This window comes from Methylobacterium sp. Leaf361, from assembly GCF_001424445.1.
Classification (GTDB): domain Bacteria; phylum Pseudomonadota; class Alphaproteobacteria; order Rhizobiales; family Beijerinckiaceae; genus Methylobacterium.
In genome coordinates this window covers 376,924-391,890 of record NZ_LMPY01000012.1, presented here as the reverse complement: position 1 = coordinate 391,890, position 14,967 = coordinate 376,924, and the positions used below count along the sequence as shown (strand labels likewise).

Here is a 14,967-nt window from a genome sequence, read left to right as displayed (position 1 = left end):
GGCTCCTCGATGGGTGGGAAATCAACGGCCGCGCGCCGCGGCGAGGCCCGGCGCGGCGAGATGGGCGATCGCGGTTCCGGACAGTCCGGCGGCCGCCTCGGCACGGAGGGTGAAGCGGGTGAGGCGCCATCCGTCGGGATCGAGCCCGGCCACGGTGGCGAGGACGTCGCGCCCGGCCGCGATGTCGCGCCCGCGTCCCCGCTCGTCGTCGCGCAGGGCGGCGAGATCCTCCGCGGGCCCGACGAGACGCGTCTCCTCCGAGAGGGCGCCCGCCGCGTCCCCCGGCCCGAACGCGGCGGCGACCGCCAGCCACGTCTCGATGCGCGGCCGGCCGAAGCTCGCGATCACGGCGCCGAACCCGGCCCCGGCCAGGAACGCGGCGGCGGCGCCGGCATCCTGCCAGAGATAGAGAGAGCTGTAGGCGTTGGCGGCGGCCCCGCGCGCCCGGTCCTCGACCGTGAAGGCCTTGAAGACGAGGCCGGGCACCGCGTCCCAGGCCGGTGCGCGGGCGGCGACGCGCGCGCGGATCCTGTCCATGGCGTAGTCGGCCGGCAGACGATGGCGGTAGCGGGTGATCAGCATGGGGCACTCCCGGAGAGGCCCGCAGGCTTGCACGCCGCCTCGATAACGGCGACATATCGGCGCTGATATCTACGATAAGAGTGCGTTATGGTCGCCGACCGTCCCCTCGACCTCGAAGGCGTCCTGGCCTTCGTGCGCGTGGTCGATCTCGGCAGCTTCACCCGTGCCGCCGAGGCGCTCGCCACGTCGCAGGCGGCGATCAGCCTGCGGCTGAAGCGGCTCGAGGACCGGCTCGGCACGCGCCTCCTGGACCGGACCCCGCGGCACGTGGACCTGACGCGCCAGGGCGCCCTGTTCCTGCCGGCCGCTCGGCGCCTCCTGGACGCCCATGACAGCGCCGTGGCCGACGCGGCGACGGCGCAGCCCGCCCGGCTCAGCCTCGGGATCAGCGACCACGTCGCCGGCCCCGACCTGCCGGTGCTGCTGCGGCGCCTGGGCCTGGATCGGGCCGGGCTGATCACGGAGGTGCGGATCGTCCCGTCGCGCGACCTCGCGGCCGCGTTCGGATCCTCCGGCGAGGGCGGCTACGACGCGGTGATCTTCCGGACGGAGGACGAGGCCGGCCACGGCGGCGCGGTCCTGGCGGAGGAGCGGCTGGGCTGGTTCGCCGCACCGGATTTCCCGGCGCCCCGGCCGGGCGAGACGCTGCGGCTGGCGGGACTCGCGGGCCCCTGCACGGTCCGGGGCGCGGCGACGCGGGTTCTCGACGCGGCCGGGCTCCCCTGGACCGAGGTCTTCGTCGGCGGCGGCGTGCTGGCGGTGGGGGCAGCCGTGATGGCGGGGCTGGCGGTGGCGGCCCTGGCGCCGAGCACGGCCCCGGCCGGTGCCGTGGAGGTCGGCGGCCGGTTCGGGCTGCCGGAACTGCCGCGCACCTTCGTGGTGCTGCGCGCCCGCCGCCTGGCCGGGCGCCCCGCCGAGGCGCTGCGCGCCCTGGCGGCGGCCTATCGCGGTCCCGGCGGCCGCTGACCGGCCGCCGGCTCGTCCGGTCCTCAGGAGGCGAGCGGGCCCTGGGCGCCTTGCTGCTCCATCACCTTCTGCCGGTAGAGGCCGACGAAATCGATCGGGTCGATGTAAAGCGGCGGGAAGCCGCCGTTGCGCACCGCCTCGGCCACGATCTGGCGGGCGAAGGGGAAGAGCAGGCGCGGGCACTCGATCATCACCGCCGGATGGATCTGGTCGGCCGGGATGTTGAGGAGCCGGAACACGCCGGCATAGGTCACCTCGAAGGCGAACAGCACCTCGTTCTGGATCTTGGCGTCGCCCTCGAGCTTCAGCTCGACCTCGAAATCGGTCTCGGAGAGCTGCTGCGCGTTGACGTTCACCTGGATGTTGATCTGCGGCCCCTGGCCCTCCTTGGGCTGGAGCGAGCGCGGTGCGTTCGGATTCTCGAAGGAGAGGTCCTTCGTGTACTGCGCCAGGGCGTTGATGGTCGGCGCATCGCCCTGCGGCATGCCGCCGCCGTTGCCGTTCGCTGCCGGGGAATCGGCCATGCGGATCATCCTTCTCGATCGACCGGCAGGGCCGGCGCGGGTTGTTGTCGCGGCGGGAGCGGCTGGATCACGCCGCGGAACTGCCCAAACGGCAGGGCCGCTAACACGCGGGCCGAGCCTGGACAAGCGAGCGGGCGCGGCGCTGGCGCCGGCGGCCCCCACGACCCATATCGACCGGATCGCAATTGACGCGTGGTTTCGATCAACCGGCCGACACAACCGGCTCGCTCCCGACGCGTTGGTCGGATATGAGTCGGCCAGACCTCTGCGCGCTTAGCCGGCGCCGCACCGCGCGCGACCTGAGCAAGGGGCACAGGGTCTCGCCGCGGCCACCATCGGATCGGTGATGCAGGACAGTTTCGACGTTACGACGATCATCTTCCTCGCGCTGGCCGTCTTCGTGATCTGGCGTCTGCGCTCGGTGCTCGGTCAGAAGACGGGGGCCGAGCGCTCGCCGTTCAAGCCGGTCGACCGCAGCCGGACTGAGCCCCAGGCGCGCTCCGACGGCGACAACGTCGTTCGCTTGCCCGGCGCCGACCGGGTCCAGGCCGCGCCGCAGCCCGCCGCCGCCCCGCGGGACTGGCGCGGGATCGCCGAGCCGGGATCCGAGGTCGCGCGCGGCCTGGAGGCCTGCATCCAGGCGGAGCCAAGCTTCGACCCCCGCGCTTTCATCGAGGGCGCCAAGTCGGCCTACGAAGCCATCATGATCGCCTTCGCCAAGGGTGACCGGAAGACCCTGCGCGGCCTCCTCTCGAAAGAGGTCGGCGAGGCGTTCGAGCGGGCGATCGCCGAGCGCGAGCGCAACCGGCAGACGCTCGAGACCACCTTCGTGTCGATCGACAAGGCCGAGATCGTCGCCGTCGAGGTGCGCAACCGCGTGGCGCACGTCACCGTCCGCTTCCTGTCGAACCTGATCACCGCCACCCGCGACGCCGACGGCAAGGTGGTGGACGGCAGCGCCGAGACGGTGGTCGAGGTGCCGGATGTCTGGACCTTCGCCCGCACGCTCGGCTCGCGGGACCCGAACTGGCAGCTCGTGGCCACCGAGGCCGGCGCCTGAGTCCGTGAGCGGCGTTCCGTGACGATCTTGCCGTGCCGATGTCCCGCGCCCGGTCCGGAGCAGTCCCGGCCGCCCTCCTCGCGTCCCTCCTGAGTCAGGCCGTGTCCGCCGCGCCGACGGCAGTCGGCGGCGCGGTGCTGACCCCCGTGGCCGCGGCGGACCTGCCGGGCTTCCCCGGCGCGGGGGCTGAGGCGGCGCTCGACGCCTTCCGCCGCGTCTGCGCGGCCCCGCCGCCCGCCCTGCCCCAGCCCGACGGCGTCGCGGGAGATCCGGCCGCCCTCGCCGAGGCCTGCGCGGCCGCCGCCGGCCCCGTGCCCGACGCCGCCGCCTTCTTCCGCGAGCGGTTCGAGGCGTTCCGCGTCGCGCGGCCCGGCGCGGACCGGCCCGGCTTCCTGACCGGCTATTTCGAGCCGGAACTCACCGGCTCCCTGGAGCCCGGCCCGGATTTCCAGACGCCGGTCCTGGCCCGCCCCGACGACCTGATCTCCCTCGGCCCCGGCGAGACCCGCCCGGGGCTCGACCCGGGCTTGCGTGCCGCCCGCGCCACCGCGGACGGCTTCGCCCCCTACCCCGACCGGGCCGCGATCGACGACGGCGCCCTCGGCGCGCGGGCGAAGCCGATCCTGTGGCTGCGCGACGCGGTCGACCTGCTGGTCCTGCAGGTCCAGGGTTCCGGGCGCGTCCGGCTGCCGGACGGGCGCGCGGTGCGGGTGCTCTACGACGGCCGCAACGGCCGCCCCTACACGGCGGTGGCCAAGCTGATCGTCCAGGAGGGCCACCTGCCCCTGGAGGGCCTGACGCTCGCCCGCTGGACCGGCTGGCTGCGCGCCCATCCCGAGACCGCCAAGCGCCTGATCCGCGCCAACGCCTCCTACATCTTCTTCCGCCTCGCTCCGGTCGCGGATCCGGCCCTCGGGCCGCCGGGCGCCGCGAACGCCCCGCTCAGCCCGGGCCGCAGCCTGGCGGTGGATTCGACCCTCTGGCGCTACGGCCTGCCGTTCTGGCTCGCCGGCCCCCTCCCCGGCGCGACTCCAGGTGAGGCCGGGCGCCTCGTCATCGCCGCCGATACCGGCTCGGCGATCGTCGGCCCTGCCCGCGGCGACCTCTTCGTCGGTACCGGTGCGAAGGCCGGCGTAGCCGCCGGCAACCTCCGCGACGCGATCGGCTTCGTGGTCCTGCTGCCGCGCCGCGCGGCGGTGCCCGGAGCCGCGCCGTGAGGGCCCCGCGCCGCGGGCGCCGCCTCACCGCGGGAGAGACCCGCCTCTGGGACGCGATCGCCAAGCTGGTCACGCCGCTGCCGGGCCGCGCCGCCCCGGTGCCCGAGACACCTCCGCCGCCGGGCCCGACCGCCACCATGCCGGCCCTCTCGGCGCCGATCCTGAAGCCCAGCGCGCCGCCGGCCGCCAAGAGGCCGCGGGCGAAGCACCCGCCGAAGCCGGCCCCGGAGCCGGCGCGCCCGGCCACCGCCGCTCCCTACCAGGCGCCGCCCCAGCGGCACGCGCCGAGTGCCGGGCTGGAGCGGAACGCCAAGCTCGGCCTGCGCCGGGGGCGGCTCGCGATCGAGGCGCGGATCGACCTGCACGGGATGGTGCAGGCCGAGGCGCACGCCGCGCTGACGGGCTTCCTGCTCCGCGCCCGGGCCGCCGGGCATTCCTACGTGCTGGTCGTCACCGGCAAGGGCGGCCCGGGCCACGCGGACGCCTTCTCCGAGCGGGGCGTCCTCCGCCGCAGCGTGCCGCACTGGCTGCGGGGGCCGGATCTGCGCGGCATCGTCCTCGGCTTCGAGGAGGCCGCCCGCCACCATGGCGGCGGCGGCGCCCTCTACGTCCGCCTGCGCCGCCGCTAGGGCGGGCCTCGGCGCGGGACGCGCGGCAAACCGCGCCGGTTCCCCGCGGTTGCGGCCCGGACCGATCCCGCCGATATCCGGATCCGGCGCACGGGGCGCCGCGCACGGAGATGCCGCGAGAGCGATGCCGGAGCTTCCAGAGGTCGAGACCGTGCGGCGGGGATTGGCGCCCGCCCTGGTCGGCGCACGGTTCAGCCGCGTCACCCTGCGCCGGCCCAACCTGCGCTTCCCGTTCCCTGAGCGCTTCGCCGCCCGCCTCGAGGGGCGGACCGTCACGGGCCTCGCGCGCCGGGCGAAGTACCTCACCGCCGCCCTCGACTCGGGCGAGACGCTGGTCATGCATCTCGGCATGAGCGGGCGGTTCGACGTGGCTCTGCCCGACGGCAGCAACCTGTCCCCGGGAGACTTCTACCTCGAGGGCGCCCAGGGCACGCCCCGGCACGACCACGTGGTCATGGCGATGAGCACCGGCGCCACGGTGACCTACAACGACGCCCGCCGCTTCGGCTTCATGGATCTGGTCCCGAGCGCGGAGCTCGCGGCCTGCCGCCACTTCGCCCGGATGGGCGTGGAGCCCCTCGACGGGCTGACCGGGGCTGTGATCGCGCAGCTCTTCCGCCACAAGATCGCGCCGCTGAAGGCCGCCCTGCTCGACCAGCGCCTGATCGCGGGCCTCGGCAACATCTACGTGTGCGAGGCGCTGCACCGGGCGCGCCTGCATCCGGAGGCGCCGGCCGGGAGCCTCGCCCGGCCGGACGGGCGCCCGACGCCCAAGGCCAACGCCCTGGCCAAGGCGATCGTGCAGGTCCTCGAGGAGGCCGTGAAGGCCGGCGGCTCGACCCTGCGCGACTACGCCCACACGGACGGCAGCGCGGGCGCGTTCCAGCACGCCTTCCGGGTCTACGACCGGGTCGGCCTGCCCTGCAGCCGACCCGGATGCGCCGGCGCGATCACCCGCATCGTGCAGGCGAACCGCTCGACCTTCTACTGCGCCACCTGCCAGCCCCCGGGCTGAGCGCGCCGATCGGCGCCTATCGCGTCGCGGAACGGCAATTTCGCCACAAACCCGACTAGGGTTACGCCCCTCGACGTGCGCACCCGGTTGCGGGCAGCCGATCCCGGCCCGCGACGCGTTACGGGTCGCGCGGGCCCAGACAGGATCCCGATGTTCTTCCGCCGCTCAAAGACGCCCGCGCCCGAGACCGCCGCGCAGGATCCGACGGACGAGCCCGCCCTGCCGCAGCGGCTGTCGCCGCGCTCGCCCGGCGAGGCGATCAAGCCGACCGTCGCGCCCCCGCCGCCGGAGAAGCCCGAGCGCGAGCGGAGCGGCCTCGTGGGCCTGATCAGCGGCGCCCTGACCTTCGCGGTCGTCATCGCCATCGCGGCAATGATCGGGATCACGCTGTTCCAGCGGCAGGTGCGCGAGCCGGGCCCGCTCGCGGCCGACAAGGTCGTGGTCATCCCGACCCACAGCGGGACGGCCGAGATCGCCGAGACCCTGAAGCGCGAGGGCGTGATCGACCATACCGGCCTGTTCGAGTTCGCCGCCCGCTTCGGCGGCCGGCCGGCGCTGCGGGCCGGCGAGTACGTCTTCAAGGCGCACGCGAGCATCTCCGACGCGCTCGACACGATCGCCACGGGCCGGCAGGTCCAGCACGCCATCACCTTCCCGGAGGGCCTGACCTCCGAGCAGATCGTCAACCGCCTCAACGACAACGACGTGCTCGCCGGCGAGATCAACGAGATCCCCCCGGAAGGCTCGCTCCTGCCGGATACCTACAAGTTCGAGCGCGGCGCCACCCGGCAGCAGATCGTCAACCTGATGAAGGCCAAGCAGCGCGAGGTCCTGAACCAGATCTGGCTGCGGCGCAGCGCCGACGTGCCGGTGCGGACCCCGGCCGAGATGGTGACCCTCGCCTCCATCGTCGAGAAGGAGACCGGCCGCGCCGACGAGCGGCCCCGGGTGGCCGGCGTCTTCATCAACCGCCTCAACAAGCGGATGAAGCTGCAATCCGACCCCACAATCGTCTACGGGCTCGTGGGCGGGCGCGGCACCCTCGGCCGCGGGATCCTGCGCTCCGAGATCGACCGGCCGACCCCCTACAACACCTACGTGATCGAGGGCCTCCCGCCGGGGCCGATCGCCAATCCCGGCCGCGCCGCCCTGGAGGCGGTGGCCAACCCCTCCCGGACCAAGGACCTGTACTTCGTCGCGGACGGCACCGGCGGCCACGCCTTCGCCGATTCCCTCGAGGCGCACCAGCGCAACGTCGCCCGCTGGCGGGCGGTCGAGAAGAGCCGGCAGGCGCCGCCGGACGCCGTCGACAAGGTCGAGCCGGGCCCGGATTCGACCACGCCGGGCCGCGCCTCGGCCTACGCGCCGGGCGGCGCCCCCGCGGGCAACGGGATCAACACCAACGCGGCCTTCGCCCTGGATACCGGCACGCCGGGCACGCGCGCCTTCGACGCCTCCGAGGGCACCCGCCTCGATCCCCTCAAGAACCGCAGCTACGATCTGGGCTCGCCCAAGACGGTCCCGACCCTGAGCGAGCCGGCACCGGCGCCGCGCGGCCGCCGCTAGGCAGCCGCGCCGGTCCGCGCCGCCGGCTTCGGCGCCGTCGGGGCCACCCTCAATGCGCCCGCGGGTTCCGCGGGCGCCGCGGCGCCTCCGGCGGCTCGCCCGACAGCGAGGCCGCGATCTGCCGTCCCAGCTCGTAGAGCAGCGCTTCGAGCAGCGGCTGCACCCGCGTCGCCTCGCCGGGCCCGAGATCGCCGACCAGCTCCCACAGGCGCATCGCGTAATCGGCCATCCGCTCGACGGCGGTCCCCGGCTCGGTCGGAGCCCCGAGAAAACCGACCGGCGGCTCGTACGGGCCGTCGACCCGGCTGTCGGTGATGTCGATCACGATGCCCCGACCGTAGATGTGCCCGTCCGCGCGGCGCTCGAACCGGCCCCGCGCCAGGACCCAGCGCACGACGCCCGGCGCGGGCACGATGCGGTGCTCCCAGGCGAAGAGACCGCCCTCCTCGCGGACGCGACGGCGCTCGCTCTGGTCCCGGGCGAGGTCCTCCGGGTGGAAGAGCGCGGAGAGCCGCTCCCAGGTGATGCCGTCCGCCGCCTCGGCCTCGGTCAGGCCGAAGATCCGCGCCATCGTCGCGTCCCCGCGCACGCATCCCGTGTGCGGCGCATCCTCCCAGATGCCGACGCCCAGCGCGGACATCCCGAACGGCGTGAGCGCGGTCCTCCCCAATACTGATCGCGGCATGCGCCATCCGAGTTCATGTGCAGACGAGCGGGATTTCGAGCACACCTTCACTGCGGAATGCAACGTCGGCCGCGCGACACGAAAGTGAAAACGTGACCACCGCGACCGCGCGGGCGACGGCGGACGGGGCCCGCTTCGCGGGCGGGCGGCCCTACCGGTCCCAACAGCGTGCCGGGTGCCGCTCGACTGCACGGCGCCGCCCGAGATGGCCGGGCGTGCGGCGCGCTCGACGCGCGCCCGACGCGCCTCGCGACGCGGCGACGGCGGCGACCGGCCTCTTCCCACCGGAGTGATCCGTGCTACAGGCCCCGATCTTCACGGGGACGGGGGTCGGCGTGGCCCAGATCGCGAGCATGACCGGTTTCGCCCGGACGGCGGGCAGTGCCGGACCGGTACACTGGGCCTGGGAGGTCCGCAGCGTCAACGGGCGCGGCCTCGACGTGCGCACCCGCGTGCCGGCCGGCTATGACGGGCTCGGCGAGACCGCGCGCACCGCGCTCCAGAAGACACTCACCCGCGGGCAGTGCCAGCTGACGCTGACCCTCACCAAGCCGGAGACGACCGCGCGGGTGCGGATCAACGAGACCCTCCTGGCGAGCCTCGCCCAGGCGGTGGCCCGGGTGCCGGTCCCCGAGGGCGTGGCCCCCGCCACGATGGACGGGCTGCTCGGCGTGCGCGGCGTGATCGAGGTCGAGGACGAGGCGGCCGACACCGACACCCTCGCCCGGGACCTGGCCGCGGGCGTGGTCCAGCTGGTCGCGGATCTCGTCGAGGCGCGCCGCGCCGAGGGGCGCCAGCTCGAGCAGGTCGTCACCGCCCAGGTCGACCGGATCGCCGCGCTGACCCAGGCCGCCGAGGAGAACCCGGCCCGCCAGCCCGAGGCCGTGCGGGCACGGCTGGAGGCGGCCGTCGCGGCCCTCGGCGGCAGCGGCCTCGACCCGGACCGCCTGCACCAGGAGGCGATGCTGCTCGCCGGCAAGGCGGATGTCCGCGAGGAGCTGGACCGGCTCCGCGCCCACGTGGCGAGCGCCCGGGACCTGCTGGCGGCCGGTGGCGCGATCGGCCGGCGGCTGGACTTCCTGGCCCAGGAATTCGGCCGCGAGGCCAACACCCTGTGCGCCAAGGCCAACGATATCAGCCTGTCGCGGATCGGACTCGACCTGAAGGCCGTGGTCGAGCAGTTCCGCGAGCAGGTGCAGAACATCGAATGATGCCGGGCACGATGCCGGGCACGATGCCGGATCGGGACGTGAGGATACGGATGCGAAACGTCGGGGAGCCACGCGCATGACCGAGCCGGCCGGGAGCGTCTCCGACTCGATCGCGCGGCGCGGGTTGATCCTGATCCTCTCCTCGCCCTCGGGCGCGGGGAAGACCACCCTGACGCGGGCGATCGCGCAGGATCCGAGCTGGGCGCTCGACCTGTCGATCTCGGTGACCACGCGGGGGCGGCGTCCCTCGGAGATCGACGGGCGGCACTACCATTTCATCGATCGCGAGGCGTTCGACGACCTGCGCGAGCGCGACGATCTGCTCGAATGGGCCGAGGTCCACGGCAACTTCTACGGCACGCCCCGTCGGCCGGTGGAGAAGGTGCTGGGCTCCGGCCGGGATATGATCTTCGACATCGACTACCAGGGCACGCGGCAGGTGCGGTCCAAGCTCGCCCAGGACGTGGTGACGGTCTTCATCCTGCCGCCCAGCATGGCCGAGCTGCGCCAGCGCCTGGAGCGCCGGGCGGAGGATTCCGCCGAGACGATCGAGAAGCGTCTCGCCAACGCCCGGACCGAGATCCAGCGCTGGGTCGAGTACGACTACGTCATCGTCAACGACGACCTGCAGAACGCCTTCCGGGCCCTCCAGGGGATCCTGGCGGCCGAGCGTCTCCGGCGGGCGCGCCGCACCGGACTCGCCCCCTTCGTCGAGGGACTGCTGGCCGAGACGCCCTGATCCGGCCCTGGAGCGCTCTCCGCCGAAGTGGATACCGGTCCGGCGCAAGAGAGCGTGTCAAGACAAAGGCTTGGAGCCGTGCTCGGTTGCAGCGCGATCGCGCACGGCTCTAGCGGCGGATCAGCACGACGCCGCCGATCAGGAGCGCGATCCCCAGGAGGCGCGGCAGGTCGACGGGCCGCTGCGCGAGGCCGAGCAGGCCGGCGTGGTCGAACAGCACCGAGGCGACCATCTGGCCCGTGACGAGGAGCGCGAAGAAGGTCGCGGCGCCGAGCTTCGGGACCAGCAGGATCGCGAGCCCGATGAACACCGCGCCGAACAGGCCGCCGCTCCAGGTCCACCACGGGATCCGCTCCGCCACGCTCGTCGTCGGCACCGGATCGCGCAGGGCGGCGGCAAGGAGCGCCATGCAGGCGAGGCCGACCGCGTAGCTGGAGACGCCGGCCCAGGACGCCGAATCGAGGCCCGCGCGGAGATTGGCGTTCAGGATCTGCTGCAGGACGAGGCCGGCGCCCGCCAGCACGGCGAGCAGGGCGGAGAGCGCGAAGGCGAGCATTGCGGGACGGGCCTCGGGGTCGGGACGGCGGGCGGCATTGACAACCGTCCCGGCCGATGCCGTCAAATGCCGCGCTGACCCGCGTCCATGCAGTTTCGGCATGATGAACCCCGCACATCTCGACCTCTTCCGCGCCGTGATGCGCCACGGCGGCATGACGCGGGCCGCCGAGGTCCTGGGCATCGGGCAGCCCCATATCAGCCGCGCCATCGCGCAGCTGGAGGCGGCCCTCGGCTTCGCGCTGTTCGTGCGCGGGCACGGCAACGCGTTCCCGACCCCGGAGGGCGAGGCCTTCGCCCAGGAGGTCGCGCAGACCTACGCGGGCCTCGATCACCTGCAGCAGGCCGCGCGCCGGATCCGCGAGCGCGGCACCGGCGGATTGCGCGTCGCCTGCCAGCCCTCCCTGGCCGCCGGATTGCTGCCGCGCGCCATTCGCCGCCTCGACGCGGAATGCCCGGATCTGCGCATCTCGGTCCACGTCCCCAGCCCCGACACGATCTGGTCGTGGACCGCCTCGGGCCAGTGTGACCTCGGCCTGGCCCGGCCGCGCTCCGGCCATGCCGGGGTGAGCGCCGAGCCGTTCCTGCGGGTCGCGGCCGTGTGCGCGCTGCCCCGCGGGCACGCCCTGGCCCGCCGGCGCGTCGTCACGGCGGCGGATCTCGCCGGGGTGCCGCTGATCGCGGCCGGGTCGAGCCCCGTGCAGGCGGCCACCGAGGCGGCCTTCGCGAGCGCCGGCGCGACGCCGCGCTTCGCCCTGATGGCCGAGTACACGGCGGCCCGCTGCGGCCTCGTCGCCGAGGGACTCGGCGCCGCCATCGTCGATCCGGTCCCGGCACGGGCGCTCGGCGGGCTGCCCATCGTGCTGCGGCCGTTCCGGCCCGAGATTCCCATCGAGACGCTGCTGCTCCGGCCGGCGGGCCGGCCACCGGGGCGGCTCGTCGAGCGGCTGATGCTCCATCTGGCGGCGGAGCGCGACGCCCTCGTCGCCGCCTGAGCGGCTCAGGCGGCGGCCGGCAGCTCCGGGACCGGGCAGAGCCACGCGCGCATCGCCGCGAAGGTCGACACGGCCGCGCCGGTGAGCGCGGCCTCCGCGGCCGGGTCGTCGCCGAACGCGTCCAGGCGCGTGCGGAAGGCGGCCCACATCGCCCCCGCGGCGGGCCCGTGCGCCCGGTAATAGGCGAGCCCCGCGTCGGAGAAGCCGTGCAGGCCGGCGATGTGGCGGCCGATCAGCTGCCCGCCGAGGGTCGATCCCTCCAGCACGTAGAGCGCGCCCGTGGCGGCGGCCGGCCCGCGGAGAACCGGAGCGGCCGGTCTCGGGAGCGCCGCGACCGCGCCGGGCTGGAGGCCGAGATGGACGAGGTCGGCCGCGAGGAGCGCGAGTCGGCGGCGCGGCGCCAGGAACGGCTCGTCGGCGAGCCCGGACCCGATGGCCGATTCCCAGACCGCATGGAAGCCGTAGAGGCGTCCCAGCAGCTCCCGGTAGCCGCCGAGCGTCGCCACCCGCGCCTGCCAGTCGAGGGACGCCTCCAGCGCCCGGTGGGCCGGATCGGTCGCGGCGCGCAGCCGCGCGTGCAGGCCTTCGCGGGATCTCACGCGGTGATCGTGAAGCAGGCGCCGGGAGTGTTGGCGACGGTGAGCTTGGCGTTGATCTGGTCGAGCATCGCCCGGATCAGCTTCATGCCCAGGCCGGAGCCCTTGCTCCGCGCCTTGGCGTCCGCCCAGTCGTCGGGCAGGCCGGCCCCGTCGTCGCAGACGCGCAGCTGGATCTCGCCGGGGCCGGAGGCCGAGACTCTGACCTCGACGCGGCCGATGCCCGCCGGGTTGGCCGCGTATTTGAAGGCGTTGGTGACGAGTTCCGTGGCGATCAGCGAGAGCGCCACGGCCTTGCGGTAGGGCACCATCAGGCCGGGCTCCGCCGACAGGTCGACCGCGTGCCCGTCGCCAGCCAGCCCCGCGAGGTCGTTGCACAGGCTCTCGATGGTCTGGCCGAGATCGACCTCGTCGAACCGATCCGCCTGGTACAGGCTGTCGTGCACCCGCGCGACGCTCATCACCCGCGCGGAGGTGTCGGCGAAGGCCTGCCGGGCCTCGCCGTCGGCGATCTGGCGCCGCTGCATCTGCAGGAAGGCCGAGACGATCTGCAGGGAGTTCTTGACCCGGTGGTCGATCTCCCGCGTGAGCAGGTCCTTCTGCTCGAGCAGACGCTCCTTCTCGGCGAGCAGGCCGGTGAGCTCGTCGATCTTGCGCCGCTGGCGCAGCACCACGCCCTCGACCGCCTCGGCCAGGGAGCCGGCGAGCTGGACCTGCCATTCCGCGAACGGCGCGGCGAAGCCGGTGCGCTCCTCGACCCAGCGCTCGAACGAGCTGCGGGGCAGCACCGCCACGGGACCGCTTCCGGCGAGCACGGGCTTGCGCGGGTCGCCACCCCACGTGACCGTGCTGGGCACCTCGGGCCGGAACCAAACCAGCAAGTTCTCGCGCGAATCGTCCACGAAGGCCGCGAGCAGGCCGCTGGCGATCTCGCGATGCGGCCCAGCCTCCGGAAAGTCGGCGCCGAAGCTGTCGCTGCTGTAGACGACCTCGCCCTCCGGCACGCGCGCCCGCAGCCAGCTGGCGATCGCCGCCACCATCTCTGCCGGCGGGGTCCGGCCGATCAGCGTGACCCGCTCGCCCGAGACGATGCCGGCGCCGGTGGCGCTGAACAGGTCGAGCAGCGTCGTCGTCCCGGCCGTCAGGGCGGCCACGAAGTCGTCGGATCGCGTCAGGCCGCGCACGAGGCGCCCCTCGACGTCGAGATGCGCCTGCCGCTCGGCCCAGAGGCGGCGCGACTCGATCTCCTGCACCCGCATGGCGAAGGCGTCGGTGAGCACCGTGGCGGCCGCGCGCGTCTCCGGCGTGACGTAGTGCGGGCGGCGGTGGTGGCCGATCATCAGGCCCCACAGCCGCCCCTCGACCATGATCGAGATCGACATGGACCCGTTCACGCCGAGGTTGCGCTGGTACTCCAGGTGGATCGGCGAGAGCGTGCGATGCTGGGCGAAGGTCAGGTCGATCGGGCCGTTGCCGGCGCCGGGGGCCGAGACCAGCCCGACCGGGACGCTGTCACGGTCGATGACGAAGCGGCTCTTGGCCTTGGTGTAGAGGGCCCGGGCCTGGGCGGGAATGTCGGAGGCGGGGAAACGCAGGCCCAGCAGGCTGCGCGACCAGCCCGGCACCTTGTCCTCGGCCACGGCCTCGCCGTTCCAGTCCGGGTCGAAACGGTAGACCAGCACCGCCTCGAAGCCGGTCAGGGCCCGGATCTCGAGAGCCGCGATCCGGGCGGCCTCGGCCAGGGTCCCGGCCTCGCGCAGGCGACCGACGGCCAGCTCGGTATCGACCTGGCTCGCCGTGGCGAAATCGTCGGCCGAGTCCGGCTCGAGCTCCATCTCGACGATGACGCGGCCGGCATGGGCGTGGACGACGGCGTGATAGGCGCCGCGATCCGGAAAGGTCAGGGTCCGGCGCATGGAGGCGCCGTCCTCGAGGGTCCCGCTCGCCAGCCGCGCGCGGATCGCCGCGACGACCTCCGCCGGCAGCACGTCCGCCAGGGGCCGACCCGCAAGCGGCGGCTCGATCGGGTCGATGATCTCGCCGACATTGGCCGAGTAGGCCGCGACCAGGAGGGTTCCGGCATCGGCCGCGAGCATCACGGCGTTGGGCTGGATCGAGCCCGGGATGTGGATCGGCTCGCGCTCGCAGAGGCTGGCATCCACCGGCTCGGCGCGCACCCGCCGGCCGATCGCCGCCATCACGGCCTCGCGCGACAGGTCGGCGCCGAGGCTCTCGACGGGATCGATGGTCAGCCACGTCACCGGGCGCGTGCCGCCGATCTGGCCGTGACGCATGTGGATCCGGGCCCGGAGCGGCTGCGGTAGCCGGCCGAAGACGTAGTCGAAGGTCTCGTCCAGGGCGCCGCGGCGCGCGCCCGCCAGGAACCGGCCGCGGAAGCTCGGCACGTTGGTGCCCGGCATCACGTCGCGGAAATAGTCGCGCCCGAGGACGGCCTCGCGCGACAGCCCGGAGATCGCGCTCGCGCCCTCGCTGAAGGCCACGACGGTGCCGGCCGCATCGAGCCCGATCACGCCCTGGTCGAGGCGGTCGAGCGCGTCCGGCGCGATGACGTCGAGATCGACGTCCGTATCGGGGGCCTGGCTGGGCGGCATCAGGAGCGAAACCGG

15 protein-coding genes are annotated in these 14,967 nt (G+C 74.1%); 9 read left to right on the top strand and 6 right to left on the bottom strand.

Annotated features, from left to right (window positions below):
- Positions 1-21 precede the first annotated feature (21 nt).
- A complete protein-coding gene (locus ASG32_RS11415) occupies positions 22-582 on the bottom strand; it encodes a DUF4865 family protein (RefSeq protein ID WP_020092698.1) in 561 nt (186 codons plus the stop codon).
- Between the two features lie 87 nt (positions 583-669).
- Between ASG32_RS11415 and ASG32_RS11410 the strand changes: the two genes are divergently transcribed.
- On the top strand, positions 670-1,548 hold the full coding sequence (locus ASG32_RS11410; protein WP_020092699.1) for a LysR family transcriptional regulator: 879 nt from the start codon (positions 670-672) through the stop codon (positions 1,546-1,548).
- A gap of 23 nt (positions 1,549-1,571) precedes the next feature.
- Here ASG32_RS11410 and secB read toward each other — a convergent pair whose 3' ends face one another.
- Positions 1,572-2,072, bottom strand: a complete 501-nt coding sequence (secB, locus tag ASG32_RS11405) for a protein-export chaperone SecB (protein WP_026604852.1) — start codon at positions 2,070-2,072, stop codon at positions 1,572-1,574.
- Positions 2,073-2,418: 346 nt separating this feature from the next.
- Between secB and ASG32_RS11400 the strand changes: the two genes are divergently transcribed.
- The 5 genes from ASG32_RS11400 (at position 2,419) to mltG (ending at position 7,559) form a co-directional block, all read left to right on the top strand.
- On the top strand, positions 2,419-3,132 hold the full coding sequence (locus ASG32_RS11400) for a Tim44/TimA family putative adaptor protein (RefSeq protein WP_020092701.1): 714 nt from the start codon (positions 2,419-2,421) through the stop codon (positions 3,130-3,132).
- Between the two features lie 38 nt (positions 3,133-3,170).
- A complete protein-coding gene (locus ASG32_RS11395) occupies positions 3,171-4,349 on the top strand; it encodes an MltA domain-containing protein (RefSeq protein WP_199866104.1) in 1,179 nt (392 codons plus the stop codon).
- Positions 4,346-4,978: a Smr/MutS family protein gene (locus tag ASG32_RS11390; RefSeq protein ID WP_056525804.1), complete on the top strand. Its 633-nt coding sequence runs from the start codon at positions 4,346-4,348 to the stop codon at positions 4,976-4,978. Before ASG32_RS11395 ends, ASG32_RS11390 begins: the two co-directional genes overlap by 4 nt.
- A gap of 124 nt (positions 4,979-5,102) precedes the next feature.
- The gene (gene mutM, locus ASG32_RS11385; RefSeq protein WP_056525801.1) at positions 5,103-5,993 is read left to right on the top strand and encodes a bifunctional DNA-formamidopyrimidine glycosylase/DNA-(apurinic or apyrimidinic site) lyase; all 891 of its coding nucleotides are present in this window, start codon (positions 5,103-5,105) and stop codon (positions 5,991-5,993) included.
- Positions 5,994-6,143: 150 nt separating this feature from the next.
- Entirely contained in the window at positions 6,144-7,559 is a 1,416-nt protein-coding gene (gene mltG, locus ASG32_RS11380; RefSeq protein WP_056525797.1) for an endolytic transglycosylase MltG, read from the top strand.
- Positions 7,560-7,608: 49 nt separating this feature from the next.
- Here the strand turns inward: mltG and ASG32_RS11375 are convergent, their stop codons facing one another.
- On the bottom strand, positions 7,609-8,244 hold the full coding sequence (locus ASG32_RS11375) for a PAS domain-containing protein (protein WP_244491892.1): 636 nt from the start codon (positions 8,242-8,244) through the stop codon (positions 7,609-7,611).
- A gap of 353 nt (positions 8,245-8,597) precedes the next feature.
- On the opposite strand from ASG32_RS11375, the gene ASG32_RS11370 reads away from it, so the two are divergent.
- Positions 8,598-9,455, top strand: coding sequence for a YicC/YloC family endoribonuclease (locus tag ASG32_RS11370; RefSeq protein ID WP_056526155.1), 858 nt, complete (start codon positions 8,598-8,600; stop codon positions 9,453-9,455).
- A gap of 76 nt (positions 9,456-9,531) precedes the next feature.
- Positions 9,532-10,194, top strand: a complete 663-nt coding sequence (gene gmk, locus ASG32_RS11365) for a guanylate kinase (protein WP_056525786.1) — start codon at positions 9,532-9,534, stop codon at positions 10,192-10,194.
- Between the two features lie 109 nt (positions 10,195-10,303).
- Here gmk and ASG32_RS11360 read toward each other — a convergent pair whose 3' ends face one another.
- Entirely contained in the window at positions 10,304-10,750 is a 447-nt protein-coding gene (locus ASG32_RS11360) for a DMT family transporter (protein ID WP_056525785.1), read from the bottom strand.
- Between the two features lie 100 nt (positions 10,751-10,850).
- On the opposite strand from ASG32_RS11360, the gene ASG32_RS11355 reads away from it, so the two are divergent.
- The gene (locus ASG32_RS11355) at positions 10,851-11,744 is read left to right on the top strand and encodes a LysR family transcriptional regulator (RefSeq protein WP_056525779.1); all 894 of its coding nucleotides are present in this window, start codon (positions 10,851-10,853) and stop codon (positions 11,742-11,744) included.
- Between the two features lie 5 nt (positions 11,745-11,749).
- On the opposite strand, the gene ASG32_RS11350 is transcribed toward ASG32_RS11355, so the two are convergent.
- Both ASG32_RS11350 and ASG32_RS11345 read right to left on the bottom strand, forming a co-directional pair.
- Positions 11,750-12,343 carry a biliverdin-producing heme oxygenase gene (locus ASG32_RS11350; RefSeq protein WP_056525777.1) on the bottom strand — a complete coding sequence of 198 codons (594 nt, stop codon included), beginning with the start codon at positions 12,341-12,343 and terminating at the stop codon, positions 11,750-11,752.
- Complete coding sequence (locus ASG32_RS11345; RefSeq protein ID WP_056525774.1) at positions 12,340-14,952, bottom strand: histidine kinase dimerization/phosphoacceptor domain -containing protein; 2,613 nt, start codon at positions 14,950-14,952, stop codon at positions 12,340-12,342. Before ASG32_RS11345 ends, ASG32_RS11350 begins: the two co-directional genes overlap by 4 nt.
- Between the last annotated feature and the right edge of the window lie 15 nt (positions 14,953-14,967).

Excerpts from the sequence above, each read along its gene's own strand:
- ASG32_RS11415 (WP_020092698.1), bottom strand. The coding sequence starts at position 582 with ATGCTGATCACCCGCTACCGCCATCGTCTGCCGGCCGACTACGCCATG.
- ASG32_RS11410 (WP_020092699.1), top strand. The coding sequence starts at position 670 with ATGGTCGCCGACCGTCCCCTCGACCTCGAAGGCGTCCTGGCCTTCGTG.
- secB (WP_026604852.1), bottom strand. The coding sequence starts at position 2,072 with ATGGCCGATTCCCCGGCAGCGAACGGCAACGGCGGCGGCATGCCGCAG.
- ASG32_RS11400 (WP_020092701.1), top strand. The coding sequence starts at position 2,419 with ATGCAGGACAGTTTCGACGTTACGACGATCATCTTCCTCGCGCTGGCC.
- ASG32_RS11395 (WP_199866104.1), top strand. The coding sequence starts at position 3,171 with ATGTCCCGCGCCCGGTCCGGAGCAGTCCCGGCCGCCCTCCTCGCGTCC.
- mutM (WP_056525801.1), top strand. The coding sequence starts at position 5,103 with ATGCCGGAGCTTCCAGAGGTCGAGACCGTGCGGCGGGGATTGGCGCCC.
- mltG (WP_056525797.1), top strand. The coding sequence starts at position 6,144 with ATGTTCTTCCGCCGCTCAAAGACGCCCGCGCCCGAGACCGCCGCGCAG.
- ASG32_RS11375 (WP_244491892.1), bottom strand. The coding sequence starts at position 8,244 with ATGCCGCGATCAGTATTGGGGAGGACCGCGCTCACGCCGTTCGGGATG.
- ASG32_RS11370 (WP_056526155.1), top strand. The coding sequence starts at position 8,598 with ATGACCGGTTTCGCCCGGACGGCGGGCAGTGCCGGACCGGTACACTGG.
- gmk (WP_056525786.1), top strand. The coding sequence starts at position 9,532 with ATGACCGAGCCGGCCGGGAGCGTCTCCGACTCGATCGCGCGGCGCGGG.
- ASG32_RS11360 (WP_056525785.1), bottom strand. The coding sequence starts at position 10,750 with ATGCTCGCCTTCGCGCTCTCCGCCCTGCTCGCCGTGCTGGCGGGCGCC.
- ASG32_RS11355 (WP_056525779.1), top strand. The coding sequence starts at position 10,851 with ATGATGAACCCCGCACATCTCGACCTCTTCCGCGCCGTGATGCGCCAC.
- ASG32_RS11345 (WP_056525774.1), bottom strand. The coding sequence starts at position 14,952 with ATGCCGCCCAGCCAGGCCCCCGATACGGACGTCGATCTCGACGTCATC.